10 protein-coding genes and 2 pseudogenes are annotated in these 18979 nt (G+C 66.8%); 4 read left to right on the forward strand and 8 right to left on the reverse strand.

Annotation, left to right across the window (positions count from 1 at the left end; translation table 11 throughout):
- The 5 genes from ON32_RS14090 to ON32_RS14110 all read right to left on the reverse strand — a co-directional run.
- Positions 1-7318: GntR family transcriptional regulator (locus tag ON32_RS14090; RefSeq protein ID WP_157224191.1), on the reverse strand; the 7318-nt coding region annotated here is incomplete at its 3' end.
- A gap of 907 nt (positions 7319-8225) precedes the next feature.
- The gene (locus ON32_RS28855) at positions 8226-8366 is read right to left on the reverse strand and encodes a hypothetical protein (RefSeq protein ID WP_157224192.1); all 141 of its coding nucleotides are present in this window, start codon (positions 8364-8366) and stop codon (positions 8226-8228) included.
- Between the two features lie 595 nt (positions 8367-8961).
- Positions 8962-10458, reverse strand: a complete 1497-nt coding sequence (locus ON32_RS14100; protein WP_040791382.1) for an MFS transporter — start codon at positions 10456-10458, stop codon at positions 8962-8964.
- Positions 10459-10464: 6 nt separating this feature from the next.
- The gene (cobA, locus tag ON32_RS14105) at positions 10465-11742 is read right to left on the reverse strand and encodes a uroporphyrinogen-III C-methyltransferase (protein WP_245551037.1); all 1278 of its coding nucleotides are present in this window, start codon (positions 11740-11742) and stop codon (positions 10465-10467) included.
- Between the two features lie 51 nt (positions 11743-11793).
- Positions 11794-12390: a TetR/AcrR family transcriptional regulator gene (locus ON32_RS14110; RefSeq protein WP_040791383.1), complete on the reverse strand. Its 597-nt coding sequence runs from the start codon at positions 12388-12390 to the stop codon at positions 11794-11796.
- Between the two features lie 111 nt (positions 12391-12501).
- Between ON32_RS14110 and ON32_RS14115 the strand changes: the two genes are divergently transcribed.
- From ON32_RS14115 to ON32_RS14125, 3 genes are all read left to right on the forward strand, one after another.
- Complete coding sequence (locus tag ON32_RS14115; RefSeq protein ID WP_040791384.1) at positions 12502-13170, forward strand: SGNH/GDSL hydrolase family protein; 669 nt, start codon at positions 12502-12504, stop codon at positions 13168-13170.
- Between the two features lie 169 nt (positions 13171-13339).
- Positions 13340-14470, forward strand: a complete 1131-nt coding sequence (locus ON32_RS14120; protein WP_040791423.1) for a phosphotransferase family protein — start codon at positions 13340-13342, stop codon at positions 14468-14470.
- A 4-nt stretch (positions 14471-14474) separates the two neighbouring features.
- Complete coding sequence (locus ON32_RS14125) at positions 14475-15605, forward strand: Rv3169 family protein (protein ID WP_051133241.1); 1131 nt, start codon at positions 14475-14477, stop codon at positions 15603-15605.
- Positions 15606-15617: 12 nt separating this feature from the next.
- On the opposite strand, the pseudogene ON32_RS14130 reads toward ON32_RS14125, so the two are convergent.
- Positions 15618-15966: pseudogene (locus tag ON32_RS14130) on the reverse strand (cupin domain-containing protein).
- 70 nt (positions 15967-16036) lie between these two features.
- On the opposite strand from ON32_RS14130, the gene ON32_RS14135 reads away from it, so the two are divergent.
- Positions 16037-17146, forward strand: a complete 1110-nt coding sequence (locus tag ON32_RS14135; protein ID WP_083874508.1) for a helix-turn-helix domain-containing protein — start codon at positions 16037-16039, stop codon at positions 17144-17146.
- A gap of 46 nt (positions 17147-17192) precedes the next feature.
- On the opposite strand, the pseudogene ON32_RS30070 reads toward ON32_RS14135, so the two are convergent.
- Together ON32_RS30070 and ON32_RS14145 are read right to left on the reverse strand one after the other, a co-directional pair.
- Positions 17193-17495: pseudogene (locus tag ON32_RS30070) on the reverse strand (cobalamin biosynthesis protein); the annotation flags it as partial.
- 31 nt (positions 17496-17526) lie between these two features.
- Entirely contained in the window at positions 17527-18975 is a 1449-nt protein-coding gene (locus ON32_RS14145; protein WP_040791386.1) for a cobyrinic acid a,c-diamide synthase CobB, read from the reverse strand.
- Between the last annotated feature and the right edge of the window lie 4 nt (positions 18976-18979).

An 18979-nucleotide genomic window follows, 5' to 3' on the forward strand; every position in this document is an offset into this window, starting at 1 on the left:
GACCAGAGACGGTGACCAGATAACCCGCCTCGGACAACGCCCGATATGCCAATACGACAGTCTGTTTCGACACTCCGAGATATTCGCCGAGTTCCGAAGACAGCGGGAGCCGGTCGCCCGCCTCGAACGCACCGTCGAGAAGCGCCCGATGAAGCATCGTAACAAGAACGGTCTGCCAGTCATTTCGCTCCACAAGCCGCACGAAAGACTCCGGAGTAGGCGAACCGGCAATTCTCCGAACGAACTCCTCCGGAGTGAACCGGAGCTCGACTGGTGGGCTCCACTTCTCCGGCCGGGATACATCAGCGGAGGTACTCCGAACGACCTTGCTCGTCACAGCGGTGATGGAGCGCTGGCGTGCCGGGAGATGTCCTTCCTCGGCCAACTCCTTGTATATCTGTTGAACGCTCCATCTCGAGATGCCCAAGGCCTTGGCGAGTTTCTCAGCCGGGGGAAGCCTTCCACCGTTCTCGAGCCAACCTTCCTCGAGCTCTCGACGGAGCGCGGCGGCAAAGGCAGGCCGCCGGCCGTAGTAGGAGATCGTTTTCGAAGGCTCACCGGACGTTGCCCTTTCCATGAGCCTCGTGGCGAGCTCCTCGGCGAAGAGATCGGACGAGGCAGGCGCTTTCGGAGACTCCGGCCATTGTCTTTCGTCGGCCACAGAGGTGCCGCGCTTGCTTACGGTCACATAGCCCTGCCTGCCCAGCGTCTCGTACACGCGTATCACCGTTCTATGCGATATTCCGAGATGGAGAGCCAACTCCAGTGCCGATGGGAGCCGGTGGCCTTTTTCGAATCCACCGGCGTGTAATGCCCGGGCAATAAGGAAGGAGAGAGTCTTCCGCGGACCGTAGAGGGCCGCGAGATTTGTGAAATCGGCGACTGTCGACCCTCCGATGATTGCGGAGAGAGCTTCATCCTGCGTGGCCGATACGACGTCGGCTATTGCGTCTTCGATGATTTCTTCTTGCTCGTCCTCGGTGATTTCCTCTCTGGGAATCCGCGCGATGGCGAGCGCGGCACGAGGCATATGCAGGGCCGCCAGTTGGTTGTCGGCGTCGAGAAGGCTGCGGTATTGGGCAGGATGTGCGGCAGCGAGATCGCGAAGGCGTTGCCGCAGTTCGTGCCGCGGGAGTAGGCGAAGCGCTTGTCCCTGCGGTCCGACGCGAAGTTCCTCGGGGAGCGCGTCGAGGACACGCCGGCGAATTTGCTCGGTGCGGACGTGGGCCTGGGTGATTCGCCTGGCGATATCGGCGATTTCTCGCCCCATGTTCTGCCCCGGCTTGGTGGCCGGTAGGCGTGCGGCGGCGGCGAGGGTGTCGTCGGTGATGTCCCGGGCCAACTGTCGCTGTTGTGCCGTATCGAGGTCGATGGCGCCTCGCTCGACCAGTCTCGCGACCACCACCTGTGCCTGTCGGAAGATCTGCTCGGGCGGCACGGCTACCTTGGGAGCGGAGCCTGCGTTCTCGGCGTTCGCTCGCCCTGTCTCCGGTGCCGTCGCCGGAGTAGCCGCATCATCCCGGCGCCGAGGCGCTTTCCCACCGTCCCATTCACGCCCGTGCTCATCGTGATGGAATCCCAGGGCGAGGTTCATATCGGGGCCGTGCCGACGCGCACGGGCCCGGGCGGGCAGGTCGAGCGCTTCGGCATGGTCGAAATGATCGAATGGGTCCGGGGCGTGGTTCGGTTTCGCTCCTTTGCCGGGCCCGGCGGTCCGTTGCTTCGGTGCGTGTGCGGATTTCTCGGTCTTTTTCCAGGGCGTCGGACCGTGCGCCGATTCGGAGACCGGACGCTTCTCCGCCGCGGGCGGCTGCTCGGCGCGGGAGGCGGACGCATCGGTGCGCGCCGCCGCGGGTGATTCGAGCAGAGTCGCGAGGAAAGGCACCTGCATAGCGGCCTCGTGCGGGTGACGACCGCGGACGGCCTGCCGGACATCGCGTAGGTATTCCTGTGTTTCCGGGAGTTGCCGATGATGCAGATAACTACCGAAATCGGTATGTCCGTCCAATAATTCGGCGATCTTCGCCACGAATGACCGAACCAATCCATCCCGCGCGAACGCCGATTCGGTGCGACGCAGTGGGGAGTCGAGCGCTTCGTGGAGTATCCGGGGGGCGACTTCGGGCTCGGCATCGAGTATGGCCGTCACCGCTGCCACGAACCAGTGGCCTACCCGCTCGGCGGCAGATAGGTCGCGGCCGGTGTAACCGTCCAGCAGCCGATGCGCCTCCCGACGCTGGTAGGGCGTGACGACATTGTCCAAATAGTGCTGGTAGAACGTTCGGGAACCGATCGCCAAGAGGAACCTGTCGGCGAGATATCGTGTGCGCAGGAACTCCGACGACTGGTTCGTCTGGAAACGGCTGAGCGGATAGTGTGCGGTGTACACCCCGTCCCTCGGGACCAGAGCGAAGCGTGGCCGCTCTATCAGGGACAGGACTTGCCGCGTCAGCTCGAGATCTTCCTCGAATACCGGTCTCGCCCCGACCAACGAGCAATATGCGTACTGCAAAATCTCATCGAGTGAAAGGGCGCGGGAAGGCCTACCGATCGTACTGGCCTGGGACGCGGTATCGGTATCGGTATCGCTGGGTCGCTCCGGTTCACCGATCGGCAGGGTTCGGAATTTCCAGACTGGCAATATCTCACCGGGTAGTCGGGGACGCTGCTGCACGATCAAATACGGTCCGGGCGTCGTATTGGGCAGGCCGAACTCGGTTTCCGCCTCCAACGCGGCCAGGGTGAGCGCGGCGAGAGCCGAAATGCGAGGGCTGTTCGCGGTGAGCCACGCGCGTTCCCAGGCGTAACGCTGTGGGCTGTCGATCCATGCCGCGCCGATCGGTTCGTCGGGCGCGGTCTCCGGGCGATGGACGAGGTAGTCGGAACCGGGGTAGCGTCGCAGCTCCGCTTCGATTTCGGCGACTTCCCGAGACGAGACCGTGAGAACGGTGTCGGGGGGAGTCGCGCTCACTGGGTTTTCGCGGTCGTCGACCTCATGGGCCGGACGGTCGGGCCCCACGGCCGGCTCGGGCCTCGGACGACGTTGTCCGGGCTCGATTCCCGCCCGCCCCGAGCTCGGGAAGGTCGACGAACGTTTGACCCCCGTCGTCCCGATGGGCCGAGCGCGCCGAGGCTTCGGCGCTCGTACGGCCGGTACGTGTCCACGCCAAGGTGCCGCACTGTATGTCGTTTGGGGAGCCCGAGGCTCCTCCGAACTCCGGGCAGGCACCGGAAACAGTCTGTTCAAGCGGTGCAGAACCTGGTGTAGCAGCATGTTCGGGTCGATCACGGGGCCGGGGCTCGCATGTTCGGCGGCAGCGGCCTCCGCTTCCTCTCGGGCCAACCGCTGTCCTCGATAAAACCCGGCGCGGCGTGTCGGCTCGGCCACAACAACCGTTTCCGTCGGTGCGGGGTCGGAGGGCCGAACGGGGCCCTCGGGAGCGGACGGAGCACCCGCGGCATGGTAAGCGGCGATCCGTTCGGCCAATCTTCGGATGGCGCCCTGGGCCAAGCGCTCGACCATGGGCACGCCGAGACCGAGTTCCTGCGCCACCACGGCGGCGGATTCGCCGCGCTGGAGCAGACCGACAATGGTTCGCCGCTGCTGTGGGGCGAGTTCGTCGAGTGCGTATCGCACCTGCTCCGGCCGTGCCCGACGGAGGGCGCCGAGCGGGGGATCGCTCTGCTTCCATCCCTCGACCAGGGCCTTGACCAGTCGGTTAGCGGCATGAACAGCCGTCTCTTCGACCGTCTTCCGGGAAACCGGACCGGCGAACTGTCCTGAACGCATGGCGAGCAATGCCGTGCGTTCCTGTGTGGTGAGCACAGCCAAGGCATCCACCACCTGCTGCGGGCGCGCCTCGGCCAACACCCGGAGCGGGTTCGGTGGTCTGGCTGCCTCCAGAGCGGCAACCAGCGCGGCCCGGAGCTCCTCGAATCCGAGAAGTTCTGCTCGAGGAGCGCCTGTGGTTCCGGGTGGATCACCCGGGCGCTCGGAGGGTTTCGGCCGCGCCTCCGGTTTCGGGGGCGGTTCGGGTGTTTTCTTCGTGCGACGACGTGGAGTACGGTCGTCTTCGTTCGGCAGCCCCATCATCGGTACCGGTAGGGACGGCTCGACGAGATCGCGCTGTTGTGGGGCGAGTTCGGTGGCGGGAAGTCCGCCGAGACGGGGCACTCCGCTGGAGTCGACTATGTAGTCGAGAACGTCGGGGTGAAATTGGGGCGTCTGGGTCGAATCTTGTGGTGCGCCCAAGGTTTCGGGGTCGGGCTCGGTGGCGTAACGCGCGGACGCGGGGACTTCTTCGGGTGATTTCCCGGTTGCGGGTAGGTGGGTTTCGGGGGCGGCGCGGTGGCGCGGTGGCGGTGATACGTCGGGTACGGGTGTGTGCCGAGGGGTGTTGTCGTCGGTATCGGTGGAACCCAGTGGGTCGGCGGGGATCGGCGGAATGTAGGGCACCGGCCCGGCGTCTCGCTCGGTCGGTATACCGGGATCCTCGTGATGGGGGATGACGGGTATGGCGTGCGGTGGCGGCCCTTCGGGTGTTGCCGGGGCGCCGGGGAACACGACGTCGGTGCCGCGTGGTTGCCGCCATTGCGGGGGGTGGTCGGCGGTGGTCGGGTATTCGGGTGCCCGATGAGGGTCGGGATGGGTGAGGGGAACGCGGGGGGTGGCGTCGGCGGGCAGTGGTCCGGGGAACTCCTCGGGGGGTGTGGGAAGTTCGTCGTCGCTCGGTGATGTGTCGGTCGGGTCGACGGCCGATATCGGGGATGTGGTGTTCGACCGTGCCACGGGGAGGTCGTCCCCCTTCGAAGCGGGGTCGGTCTCTGCCGTGTGTTCCGGCGCTTCGAGGCTGCCCATCGCAGCCACGACGGGGGCTGCTGCCGCGGCGATGGGCATCACCGACTCGAGGGCGGGCTCGCTCACCGACGGCGCCGATGTCGACCCGGTCGAGATCGCTCCGGATGGTGTTGCCCCGGTGGGTATCGGGTCGGTCGATGTCGATTCGGCGAACGGCGCCACCGCTGATGCTGCCGGATTGTCGGTACCTACGGGAGCGGCGGTGACGCCGTTTCCGGGCGGCGCACCGTGCTGGTTGCTCGCCGCTGTCGTCGGGACCGATTGCCCTTTGGGTTCCGGAATGGGGGCGGGTGTCGAGTTCGCGGCGGGCGACGGGGCAGAGGCGGCGGATACCTGCTCCGCGGCAGGTGGCCGGCCGCCGGGCACCCGACCGGTGGTCGTTGGTGTTGCCGGCGCATCACGACCGGATGTTGTCGCCGACTGCCCGTTCGACGCTCCGATGTGCTGTGGTGCGGAATCATCGGAGAAACCGGGCTCGAGAAGCGAGAACGCGTCGTCGGCGGGCGGAAGCTCGGCCGGTCCCCCACCCCTGCGGGACCCACGCGGGCCCGGCGTCCCGACAGAGATCCCGTCACCGGCCGCGATGGTCGGCTGCGCCGTGGCATTGGATGTGGTGCCACCGGCCCCGAAGTCGTTCAGGGCGGCCACATGCGTTTCGGGCGCACCGGTGTTCGGCATCGGTCCGTTGAGGTTCATCGATGGACCCGGTTGGAAGCCCTGCCCGGCCACCGACCCGGCCTCGGCACCGGAGCCGACCGTGACGACGGTTCCCGCCAGGGCCATCCGCGCGGCACCGGCCTCACCGCCGCCGGTCGCCGCGGCGGGCGGCAGCCCGGTGCCGGAGCCGGATCGCTGCGGTGCACCGGCAGCGGACACGGGTGAGTCGGCGCCGACCGTCCCGGCCCGGACCTGTTCGAAAACCTTGGACCAGGCCGCATCGGCCGGGCCGCGGCCCGGTGAGGACGGCGCTCCCCCCGAAGACGGCGATGACGAGGACGGCGGAACCGCATCGGGCGGAACCACGCCCGGCGGGGTGTCGGTGCCGCCCTGCATCCCGGCGAGTAGGCGAAGGGCCTGGGCATCGGCCATCTGCTGCCATTGCGGCAGCTCGATCTCCTGGAACCTGCCCCGACCGGCCGGCGGGTCGGCGGCGTGCTCGGCGGTGAACTCGAGCAATGGGCTCGCCTGTGGTGCGACATCGTCGAGCCGCGGATTACGAGCCACCTCACCGGCGATCTCGTTACCGAGTTGAACCAATTCGGGGGAAAGTCCGAGCCGGGCCGTATACCCGTCACCATCACCCGTACCACCATGAGAACCGGTGGGCTCCCCCGCCACTGCACCGGGCCCATCCGGGTGGGCGGTTTCATCGGCTATATCGTCACCGGCCCGGATCGAATCGGCCGAAAGTTCGGAACGGGCCGCCGACCCGTCGCTCTTGCCGGCCGCGGAATCGATCTCACCCGATGCCACCGACTCACCCCGAGACCGACCGGGCTCCCCCACCCCCTTATCCACCACCGACACATGCACCCCCGAAACAACACGCCCAACCTGCACCGCCGCCCCCAAACCCCCCACCGCACCACCACCAATCCCCATCAACACCATCTCCACAAGCTGACGACCACCAACCTCCTCATCGGTCAACCCGAACGCCGTCAACCCACCGGCCAACCCACCCACAGCACCGCTGACACCACCGGTACCCACCACCGCCCACACCACCGGCAACGGCAAACCCACCCCCACAACCCGACGATCGAGCCACGGCATCACCCGCACCGCCGTCACCGCCCCCGACGCACCACCAACCGACCCCGCCACCGCCGCCACACCAACCCTCCCCCAATCCATCTCCGAAACCCGCCCCACCTCACCACGCCCCTTTTCGATCTGGACGTACTGAGCAGCCGCCGACGCACCTCCCATCGATACCGCCCCCACCAACATTCCGCTCACCGCTGGCGCCAACAACGGAAACTCCGCCCGAAAAGCGACGAATCGTTGCCACAACCACGCCAAGGTGCGCCGCCGGGCCTGCCCCACCGCGATCTCGGCATTGAGCCGAGCCGTCAACGACTGGGTGCCGAGACTGGCCCCGATGCTCACCAACATGGCGATACCGATCGCACGGACGGTCAACTGTTCCAACTCGATCACGTTGGCGGCCTCCCGCATGAGCCCCGCCAACGATTTCAAGGCTGCGACCTGAACATGCCCGTAATCGATCTGTCGGCCCAGTGTTTCCCGCACCGCCGTACCCGTCGCACCTTCGATCGCCGCCACGACATCATGTGCCCCCAGCTCCAACGCCGACACGGTCTCGGCCAACCGAACCCCCGACCGATGCAAAGCATCGGCCACCTCACGCATACCGGATGCGCTACCGACAGGTGAGTGCCCGATGATCCAATGAGTCAGCTCCTCCGGTATCCCCGGAACAACGGCACCGCTCACCGTTTACCCAACCGTCCGCGCTTTGCCGGCCCGCCCCGGTTCGGCACATCGGCGATCGAACAGCCCTTCGGCGCCCGATCGACACCCTTCGACGGACCGTTCACCAACGTATGCACCACATCCGCATCGATATACGGCGACCAGCTCATTCCCGTAACCCGCCGCCCGCACCCGCGGACGAAATCTCATTGTCACCCAACCTTCCGAAGACACCGGATTCCCGAGCGTGGGAAGAGGGACCGCCGGAGTAATTCGCCTACGACTCAACACTAAAGATGAAGCGGTACAACATCTTTCATCGTCTCTTCCGTTCGGACGGTGCCGGCCCCGCAAGCCGAGGTGGTCCGTCCGCGCAGTGCTGCATCACGGCTCACTTCGGCACCGGATTCACTCCGACGCAGCGCTGTGACACCGGGAGAAGCAAAGCCCGAGCGCAGGGTCGTCACGGTTGCCATGGACCGAAAATGTCCGAGATCCTACGATCAGAGAGCCAAATTTTTCATAGTTCCTTCGATAGAACTCGGCATACCAGTCGACCATGAATCCAAAGAAACCTCCCGTATCACCGGGCTCTACTCCAGGTGGGGTCGGTCGATCCACCAACGAACCTTTCGGCACCGAACGAAGTTGCGTATGAATCCGCGCATACGCATCCAATATCAGGCCTTGATAGGAATCAAGAGGCAGGAATCTATCACGAGTATTGCGTAACGTCGACCAACCCTGTATTCGAGTTACGGAAAGGGAGTCGGCCAAGCTTTTTCCGAGACCGAGTCGTTGGATCCACATTTCGGCCGCCCTCCCGTCGGGTAGCCGGAAATCTTCTATTACATGCAACAGCTGCGGTACGTTGTTGGTATATCGAGAAATAACCGATAGGGTATGACACTCGGAAGCGAACCGTGGATCATACGTCCTCGACGTCGAATTCCCGGACACGCATGATGAACTGGTTGTCGACGACGATCGAATTATACGTTCCGGATGCCACGTCACCGAGGAGTGGATCCCCGGCATCGGCCACCACCAGGGCCTCCTCACGGGTCATCTCCAGCCCGCGATCGCTACCGATTGCGGAGTATATTCGCGCGCCGGAGCCAATTGTGACAGGTCGAGCGCTGCGCCCGTGCTCCTACGAGAACGACCGGCAGGCGACGGCACCGCATCCACTTCGTGACCGCGATCCGCTGCCACGAGGCCGATGGCCGGGGTTCGGTCGTGAAATTCGCGGAATCCGCTATATTCCGTTCCGCATCGGCCGCGAAACCTTCCCCGAAAATCTCCACCGGATCCGTCATTGCCCCGAAATTCCCTTTCTCGGGTGCGAGTTGTCCGCAACTTCGCTGTTCCATGACGAACCGATATGGTTTCGTCGCTGTGGCCTGGAAGCTCGTCGGGCTCGGTCCACAACGAGAGCCGGACCATATACGCCCCCTAACCACTTGTGGTGCCCCAACCGAACCGGAGAACCTCAAGAGACTTGGGCATTATCACTTATAGCGGAACCGCGGAACGGTCGAGCTTCCCACTGTCGAGGAAGCGACCGTGCCCACTCCGCAGCGTCCGGCGCGATACCGCGTGGTTTCTTCCGCCTCGCAGTCCACGGGGCAGATTGTGGTCCCTTGCACGCCGGCCGGGGCCGACTACATCTCGGGGTCGGCGGCCTGCGCCACTTCCTGCGCGTGCTGGGCCCGGGCCACCTCGTCGGCGGTATAGCGCAGGGTGAGCGCGATCAGGCCCACCAGCAGCGCCCCGATGGCGGCGACGAACAACACCAACGTGTATCCACTACCCAGGGCGACGATCTCCTCCGGCGTCATATCGGCCGGTTTACCGGTCCGTCCGCCTTGGGACAGGGTGCGCGAGGCCGCGATGGGAGTGAGCACCCCGATCGCGATCGGGGTGCCCAGGTTCAAGAACATCTGGCCGACCGCCGACAACGGGCCGATATCGTCCGGCGGCACCCCGACCAGGACGCACAGCGGGATCAGCACCATGGCCACCCCGATACCGAAACCGATCACCACGAACAACGGCAACAGGGTGGTCCAGTACTCCACACTGCCGTCCAGAGTGGAGCCGTACAACAGACCCGCGACCAGAACCACCGCCGAGCTCACCAGCAGCCAGCGCGGCGCGATCCGCATCGCCAGTTTCGATGCCAGCGCGCTACCGGTTCCGACCCCGAGGGTGAACGGCACGAACGAGACCCCGGCCAGGAGCGGACTGTAACCCACCACGTTCTGCACGAAGAGACCGGAGAAATAGGTGGTCGCTCCCAGGACGCCGCTGGCGAGCAGGATCACCACGAAGGTGGACACCCGGTCCCGGCTGTCGAACAGCGACCATGGAAGCAGCGGGTTGTCCACGTAGCGTTCCGCGAAGATGAAGACCACCAGTAGCACCACACCGGCGATCAGTGACCCGTAGACGGCAGGGCTGCCCCAGCCGAGTTCCGGGCCTTCGGTGGCGCCGAAGACGATGGCCGCACAGGCCAATGTGCCGATCACCGCGCCTCGAATGTCGAGGGTGAGTCGATGGTGATCGGTATCACGCAGCGCGAAGATGGAGCCGAGCACGATGAGCGCGCCGATCGGCACATTGATCAAAAAGATCCACCGCCAACTCGCCTCGGTGAGCGCACCGCCGATGACGAGACCACCTACCGAACCGACCGCCACCATGGAGCCGAAGATCGCGAAGGCCTGATTGCGGACCCGACCGGGGGCGAAGGTGCTGGCCACCAGAGCGAACGCGGTGGGTGCGGCGAGTGCGGCGCCGGTGCCCTGGAAGGCTCGGGCCGCGATGAGCATCCACTGGTTCTGCGCGAACCCACACAACAGCGAGGCCAGTGTGAACAGCCCGACCCCCAGGACGAACATGCGGCGGCGACCGAACGAGTCACCGATCCGGCCGCCGAGCAACATCAACCCGGCGAACGGCAACCCGTAGGCGGTGACCGTCCAGGCGCTGCCGGAACTCGTCAGCCCCATCTCCTCCTGCAATCGGGGCAGGGCCAGGATCACCACGGTGCCGTCCAGCACCACCATGAGCTGCAACCCGCTCAGGACGAGAATGGCGAGCCCGAAGGCCCGCTTGGTCACCGGGTACTGCGTCGTCGCCGCGGGGTTATCGAGCACAGTTGGTCACTGTAACGGACGGTTCTCAACTCCCTCTGGCACGGGATCGGCGGAGAAGGCCGCGGTGGGTCCGATCACCACGATGGCGGGTGGTCGGATCCCTTCGGCACGGACCCGTTCGGCAACGGTGTCGAGGCGGGCCCGCAGCACTCGCTGGCTGCGCAATGTGCCCTCCTGGATAACGGTGGCCGGTGTGTCGGCGGGACGTCCGCCGGTGAGCAGTGCGGTCGCGAACTGTTCGATTCGCTCCACCGCCATCATCAGCACGATGGTGCCACGCAATCGGGCCAGGGCAGACCAGTCGACCAGCGAATCCGGGTGATCCGGCGCGACATGGCCGCTCACCACCACGAATTCGTGGGTCACCCCGCGGTGGGTGACCGGGATACCCGCCGCGGCCGGGACCGCGATGGGGCTGGTGACGCCCGGGACCACGGTCACCGGTACCCCGGCCGCGACACAGGCCTCCAGCTCCTCGTAGCCACGGCCGAACACGTACGGGTCACCGCCTTTGAGCCGGACCACGAATTTGCCGGCCTTGGCGCCCTCGATGAGGGTGGTGTTGATCGCCTCCTGCGCCATGGCCCGTCCGTAGGGGATCTTGGCGGCGTCCACGACCTCCACATGGGGACCGAGTTCGGCGAGTAGTTCCGGGGGAGCGAGCCGGTCGGCGACCACCAGGTCGGCACGCGCCAGTAGGCGGCGGCCGCGCACGGTGATCAGATCCGGGTCGCCGGGTCCCCCGCCGACCAGTGCCACGCCCGGGGTCATCGGGGTGGCGTCGTCGGTCACCGTTCCCGATTGCAGGGCTTCGAGCAGGGCGGTGCGCACCGCCGCCGAGCGTCGATGCGCACCGCCGGCGAGCACGCCGAGGGTGAGTCCCTCGTAGCGTGCGGTGGCCGGGGTGACCGCCGTACCGCGGCGGGCGATATCGGCGCGCACACAGAAGACGCGCCGGTCGGTCGCCTCGGCGACCACGGCGGCGTTGGTCTCGGGTTCGTCGGTGCAGGCGAGGGCGTACCAGGCGCCGTCGAGATCGCCGGAACGATATTCGCGCAGGGTGAGGGTGATCTGTCCCGCGGTGGCCATCCCCTCCACCGCGGGGGTCGCCTCACGCGTGATCACCTCCACGTCGGCACCGGCGGCGATGAGGAGGCCGAGGCGGCGCTGTGCGACCGAGCCGCCACCGACGACAACGACCCTTCGTCCGTTCAGATCCAGTCCGACCAGGTAATTCGGATCCCCGGCGGACAGGTGATCGGTATCGGTTGACGTATTCGGCACAAGTTTCGAGCCTACGTCCTGCCTCGACGGGTCCGGTCGCCGGCCGGGGACTCATCCGAGCAGGCGGTCGAGGATGCCGCGGGCGAGGTCGGTTCTCGAGTGGTCGCCGAGCTGGTGGGCGGTGTTGACGGCGCAGAGGACGGCGTCGAGCTCGAAGGCCAGTGCGTCCGGATCGCGATCGGGTAGTTCGCCCAGTTCTTGGGCCTTGCGGATTTCGGTGGCGAGTAACGCCAGCCAGTCGGCGCGGTCGGCGGCGAGAGCGTCTCGCACCGGCCCGGGCCTGCTGTCGTATTCGACCACGGTGGCCGAGCGGAAGCAGCCACCGGGAAAGGGCGGATCGTCGGTGACGTAGGCGAACCAGCGGTCCACCAGGGCGCGTACTCGCTCGATACCCCGAGGCGCACCGAGGGCGGGCGTGACGACATGGTCTACGAATACGTCGCGAGCGGCACGGATGGCCGCGAGTTGTAGGGATTCCTTGGAGCCGAAGAGGGTGGCGATCCCACTTTTGCTGATGCCGAGGTCGGTGGCCAACCGGCCGATGCTCAATCCGTTCAGTCCCTCGACGGAGGCCACGTTCGCGGCGTGACGGGCGATCGCGGCCCGGGAACGGGCGCCTTTGGCGAGTCGCTGATCGGTCCGGGTCATAGGGCCATTCTTTCACCGACCGCTTGTCAATACGGACGATCGATCGTACTTTTTTATACGAACGATCGTTCGTATTTATTGTCGAGCGCACCCCTACCCGAAGGAAGCCCGATGACCCACACCGAGCCACGCACCGAGACCAACGATCCGCTGGTGATCCCCACGGCCACCGCCCGCGAACTGCTCTCCGGCGTTCCATGGCGCAGGTATGCCGTGCTCGGCGACTCCATCGCTCAGGGCATAGGCGATCCGAGCCCGGGCTACCGGCCCTGCGGTTGGGCCGAACGGGTCGTCGACGCGCTCACCACCGTCCAACCGGAACTGCGCTATCTGAACACCGGCCGAATGGGAGCCACCTCGGCACAGGTACTGGCCGAACAGGTGCCCCGGGTCCTGGATTTCCGACCCGACCTGGTGCACGTGATCTGCGGCGGCAACGACCTGTTCGCCCATACCGATCTCGTCGAGCTGCGGGCGAATCTGGACGCCATATTTTCGGCCCTGACCGATACCGGGGCCCTGCTGTGCACCTTCACCATGGCCGATGTCTGGGATGTGGAACGAATGGCGCCGATGCGGCCGATGCGCACGCGTATGGCGGATCTCAACGATGTCATCCGCGAAACCGCCACCCGATACGACGCCCTGCTGGTGGACTTCTGGGACCATCCACTGCGGCTGCGGCCCGATCTGATGAGCGACGATCTCATCCACTTCACCACCGGTGGCCACGCGGTGGTGGCGAGCGAGGTGATTCGCGCGCTCGGACGCGTCGGGTGATCGGCGAAACATCGACGCGCACCGGATCACAGCGGCGAAACGATCGTTTTCCCCGCTTCACCCTCGAGCGTGTGTGAAACGGGTTACAGTCTCTCCGCATACGGGCGGACTCGGTCACCCCTGCCTCGGTCCGTCCGCGCCACCATCATATGGCGCCAGGAGGATGACGATGCCGGACAATCCTGCACCCACCGATCGCCGCCGACTCACCACCGGAGGGCGTGATCTGCACACTCTCGCCGACGATCTCGCACAGTGGCTGGGCACCCGGGTCGGCGCCGATCGGAAGCCGGAGATCAGCGCGCTGTCGCGACCGCAGGCCGGCGGGATGTCGAGCTCCTCGATACTGTTCGACGCGCAATGGACCGTTGCGGGCGTGTCCGACAGCGGGTCGTTCGTGGTGCGGATGGCACCGGACGCCGATACGTTCCCGGTTTTCGAAACCTACGACCTGGAGCTGCAATACACGGTGATGGCCGGCGTCGCGGCGAGCACCGAGGTGCCGATCCCGCCGCTGCGCTGGTTGGAAACCGACGAGAAGGCACTCGGCGTCCCGTTTTTCGTGATGGATCGGGTGGACGGACAGGTGCCGGGCGACAACCCACCGTATGTGTTCGCCGGCTGGCTCCACGACGCGAGTGTCGCGGAACGAACCGCGCTCACCGCGGCCACGGTGGATGTACTGGCCCGCATCCACGCCATCGCCGAACCCGCACAACGATTTCCGATGCTCGACGGGCCGGGGCCGTCATTACGGCGACATCTCGAATCGCACCGACGCTGGTATCGGTGGGCGCTCGCCGATGGAGGACACGAGATTCCGCTGATCGAGCGGGCCTTCGACTGGTTGGAACGCAACTTCCCCGACGACCCGGGCCCGGATGTGTTGTGCTGGGGCGATTCCCGTCCGGGCAATATCATCTATCGCGATTTCACCCCGGTCGCCGTACTCGACTGGGAAATGGCGGCATTGGGGCCGTGCGAATTGGATCTGGCGTGGATGATCTTCCTGCACCGCTTCTTCCAGGACATCGCGCTCCGGTTCGAGCTGCCCGGTCTGCCCGATTTCATGCGCCGCTCCGATGTGGTCGCGCACTACGAACGCGCCAGTGGCCACACCGTCCACAACCTCGACTTCCACCTCGTGTACGCCGCAGTGCGACACGCCATTGTGATGGCCCGGATGAAACTGCGGATGATCGGTATGGGCGAGGACGCCGAACCGGACGATCCGGACGACTACGTCATGCACCGAGCGTGTCTGGAAGAGTTGCTCGACGGAACCTACGAATGGGATTGACACCATGACCGATCCCCTCGCCCGCACACCGGGCCCGGCGCCCGGACCCCTGGACGAATTCCCCATCCACCAGGCGCCGCTGCCGATCTCCCGTCCGGTGACCGGTGACCGAAACTTCTACGACCGCAGCTATTTCAACGCCCACGACCGCGCGGGGGGAACCATGCTGGTCACCGGATTCGGGGTGTACCCGAACCTGGGGGTGGTGGACGGCTATGCCGCGATTCGACGCGGCGACGAGGTGCGCGCGGTGCGTTTCTCCGACGCGCTCGGCGACCGGAGCTTCGATATGAGCGTCGGGGGATACCGGATCGAGGTGGTGGACCCGTTATGCCGGGTGCGGGTGCGCTGCGAGCACGACGAGCTCGCCTTCGACCTGATGTGGACGGGAGCCTTCCCGGCGGTGCAGGAACAACCGCATCTGGTGCTCACCGGGAACCGGCCGATCATCGAGGCGTCCCGTTTCACGCAAGTGGGTTCGTGGTCCGGTGTCCTGCACATCGACGGCCGCGATATCACCGTCGACCCGGAGGTGTGGACCGGGACGCGGGACCGCTCCTGGGGGATTCGTCCCATCGGGGAACCCGAACCGCCCGGTCGTGCGGCCGAGGAACCCTCCGGTGGGTTCTGGTGGTTGTACGTGCCGTTGCGTTTCGACGATTTCGCCGTCGTGGTGATCGTGCAGGAGGAGCCCGACGGCCATCGGATTCTCAACGACGCGGTGCGGGTATGGCCGGACGGCCGGGTGGAGCAGCTCGGTTGGCCGCGGATCACCTTCGACTATCTGTCCGGCACCCGACACCCATTGGGCGCGCGAATGGAACTCACCACCGCCGATGGGCGACCGTTGGAGATCGAGATCCGCACGCTCATCGGCATTCCCTTACACGTGGGCTGTGGTTACGGCGGCGACCCGGACTGGCAGCACGGACAGTGGAAGGGGCGGAACTGGTCGTCGACGAGCCGCTACGACCTCACCGATCCCGCCGTCGCCGCCCGTATCCCCTACGGGGTCACCGACCATGTGGCGCAGGCCCGCTGCGGTGACGCGGTGGGATGGGGACTGTTCGAACATGCCAGCGTCGGGCGGCACGATCCGACGGGTTTCGCGGACTGGACGTCGATGGCGCCGTGAGGTTCGCGTGCGTTACCCCTCGGGATAGAAGACGAAAAGCACACAGCCGACCGCGGTCTGCGGCACATGCCAGGAACCGGCCGGGGCATGGATGAACGAACCGGCCGGGTAGTCGCGGACGCCGTCGTTGAAGGTGCCGGAGACGACGAAGACCTCCTCCGGTCCAGGACGGTGCACATCGACACCCTCCCAACAGCTTCCGGCCGCCATTTCCAGGACATGCGCGGAAGCCCCGCGGACCGGACCAGAGCGGGCGCAGGCGAATACCCGGGAAGAGTTCCCGTACCGGGGCGTCGACCACGGTCGACCAGGTGTAACCGGGCATATCGGGCCCGTTTTCGGGGTGTGCGGTATCGGCCATACGGCCAGGGTGCCGGCGGTGGCGATAGACGCCCAGTGTCTCGAATGACATTATTCGGTACTTTCCTGCCATGCCCGATCGGAATACCCCCGAGGGGCGGCATCGGGTCGCCGTCCTGGTGAAATCACCGCAGTCGCCCTTCGAACTCGGTTGTGCCGTAGAGGTTTTCGGCACCTCGCGCCCGGACCTGCCCAACCGCTACGACCTGTGGGTGTGTACGGAACGTCCCGGCAAGGTCGCGACCACGGCCGGCTACGGAATGCTGGTCTCGGCCGGGCTGTCGACACTCGACACCGCGGACACGGTCCTGATCCCCGGCTGGCTACCGATCGACGCGCCGCTGTCCCCTGAGGTTCGGCATGCCCTGCTCCGGGCACACGAACGTGGCGCGCGACTGGTCTCGATCTGCACGGGCGCCTTCGCGCTCGCCCGGACCGGCCTGCTCGACGGACGGGCCGCGACCACGCACTGGCGTCGCACCGAGGAACTGCGAAACCGCTTCCCACGAGTGCAGGTCGATCCCGATGTGCTGTATGTCGACCACGGCGATATCGCGACCAGCGCCGGGGCGGGCGCCGGAATCGACCTGTGTCTGCACCTGGTGCGCGCCGACCACGGCGCCGCCTATGCCGCGCGACTGGCCCGGTACATGGTCATGCCACCGCACCGCGAAGGCGGCCAGGCCCAATACGCACCGACCCCGACCCCGGCGACCGGCGGCGATTCCCTGGCCGCACTGCTGCACTGGACCCTGGGCCGCCTGGACCGTCCGATCGGCCTGGCCGATATGGCGGCCGAAGCCGGTCTCTCCCCGCGCACCCTGGCCCGCAGATTCGACGAACAATTGGGCACCACCCCGGGACGCTGGCTACTCGCCCAGCGCATCACCGCCGCTCGTGCCCTGTTGGAGGAGACCGACCTGCCGATCGACTCCATCGCCGCCCGGGTCGGTCTCGGCTCGGCGACCAATCTGCGCCGCCGATTCCACCAGGCGGTCGGCACCACCCGGCCGCCTACCGCCGCACATTCCGCGGTCGATCCCCGCAACCCTCGTCCTCGAGCGGCGCTCCGCGATGAATCGTCACGGGTTCCTGCTCATCGGTCACGATCTCGGCCCGCGTATCGGACCACCCGGGCAGGACAGTCGCGCTGTCTTCGGATACGGCCGCCGCGGCAATGACGATGCCGTCCACCGTGCACCGGGGTAGAAGCAGATCTCCTCTCCCCGCCAGCAGGGCCGCCGCCTCGGCCACGCTGGGCGTGCCGAGTGCGGCGGCCGTTCGCGACGACGGATTCGGCACCACCACCCCGGCGAGTGCCTCGACGGAGTAGAAGCGGACGGGTACACCCAGGGCGGCCGCGGCGGCATGCGGACCGGCTTCGCCGGCACGGCGGTCGATCGTGGCCAGGCAAGTGATAGCTCGCCGGGGCAGCACCTCGGCCAGCGCCGCGAGAATACGTTCCGGCGCCGTATTCGGCCGCAGACCCAACCCCACCGCCAACCCTCCCGGTATCGGCGGGTTGGGCATATCGTCACAGGCAGGGGGGTGGCCCGGGCGGTCAGGTCGCGACACGGCCACGGGCGTAGGCGGTGGCGGCGGTGACGAAACGGTGCACCGCCACCGGATGGCCGGCCGGATGGGTGTGCAGGTAGGAGGCGTGCACCCGACCGACAAGGGCACCCTCCCGGAGCCGCTCCCCCGCGGTGCGCCAACCCCAGACCGGTGAGCGAGTGCCGGATTCCACCAGACGAGTGCGGTGGAATTCGTGGCCGCGGACTCGTTCACCGGCTCGCCACAGCGGCGAATCCACCAGGGCCACCGCGTCCCGGTAGCCGAGGGTCAGATGTGGCCCGAATTCCGCGACCGCGTCGATCACCCCCGCCATCGGATGACCGTCCAGGGAGTCGGTCAGATAGAGCAGGCCCGCGCATTCGGCATGGATGGGCAGACCACGCCGGGCCTGTTCGGCCACGGCGGAACGCAGGGTGGTATTGGCCGCCAGATCGGCCGCGTGTTCTTCGGGAAAACCACCCGGCAGCACCAGACCGGCAGTCCCCGCGGGCAAGGTGTCGTGCAGCGGGTCGAAGACCACCACCCGTGCCCCCGCGGCGGCGAGCAGTTCCCGGTGCTCGGCGTAGCCGAAGGTGAAAGCCGGCCCACCGGCCACGGCGATCAGCGGCGCACCGGCCGATTCGAACGGCGCCGGTGCCGGGTTCGGCGCATCTCCGGACTGTGTCCGCTCCCCGAGCCGGGCGGTATCGAGTTCCCGGGCGGCATCCCAACTCGGTCCCGCGTCGGTCGGCGCGGCCAGGGCCGCGACCGCGGCCAGATCGATGTGCTCGGCGGCCAGGGCCGTCATGGCCTCGACCGCGGCGATGGCGGCGGCACCGTGTTCCACGGCGGGGACGAGGCCCAGATGGCGGGATGGCACCTCGAGTTCGGCCAACCGGGGCAAAACGCCCAGGACCGGGAGCCCGACCCGGTCGCAGGCGGCGCGCAGCACCTGTTCGTGACGCACGCTACCGACCCGGTTCAGAATGACGCCGCCGAGACGGACCGCCGTATCGAAGGTGGCGAAACCGTGCAGGAGCGCGGCGAGGCTCTGGCTGTGACCACGGGCATCCACGACGAGCACCACCGGAAGACCGAGCAGCGCGGCGACCTGGGCCGTCGACCCCTCGGCGACCGCGGCACCGGCCTGATCGTCGATCCGCCCGTCGAATAGGCCCATCACGCCCTCGACCACCGCGATATCGCAATCGCGGCATCCGTGCCGGTACAGCGGCGCGATCCGCTCCGCACCGACCAGCACCGGGTCGAGATTCCGTCCGGGGCGCCCGGCGGCGAGACCGTGATAACCGGGATCGATATAGTCCGGACCCACCTTGAACGGCGCCACCCGGTATCCGGCCCGACGCAGCGCGCCCACCAACCCGGTGGAAACGGTGGTCTTCCCGCTGCCCGACGCGGGCGCTGCGATCACCACCCCCCGAACGGACGAACTCACGGCC

It is taken from the genome of Nocardia paucivorans NBRC 100373 (assembly GCF_000308675.1).
Taxonomy (GTDB): domain Bacteria; phylum Actinomycetota; class Actinomycetes; order Mycobacteriales; family Mycobacteriaceae; genus Nocardia; species Nocardia paucivorans.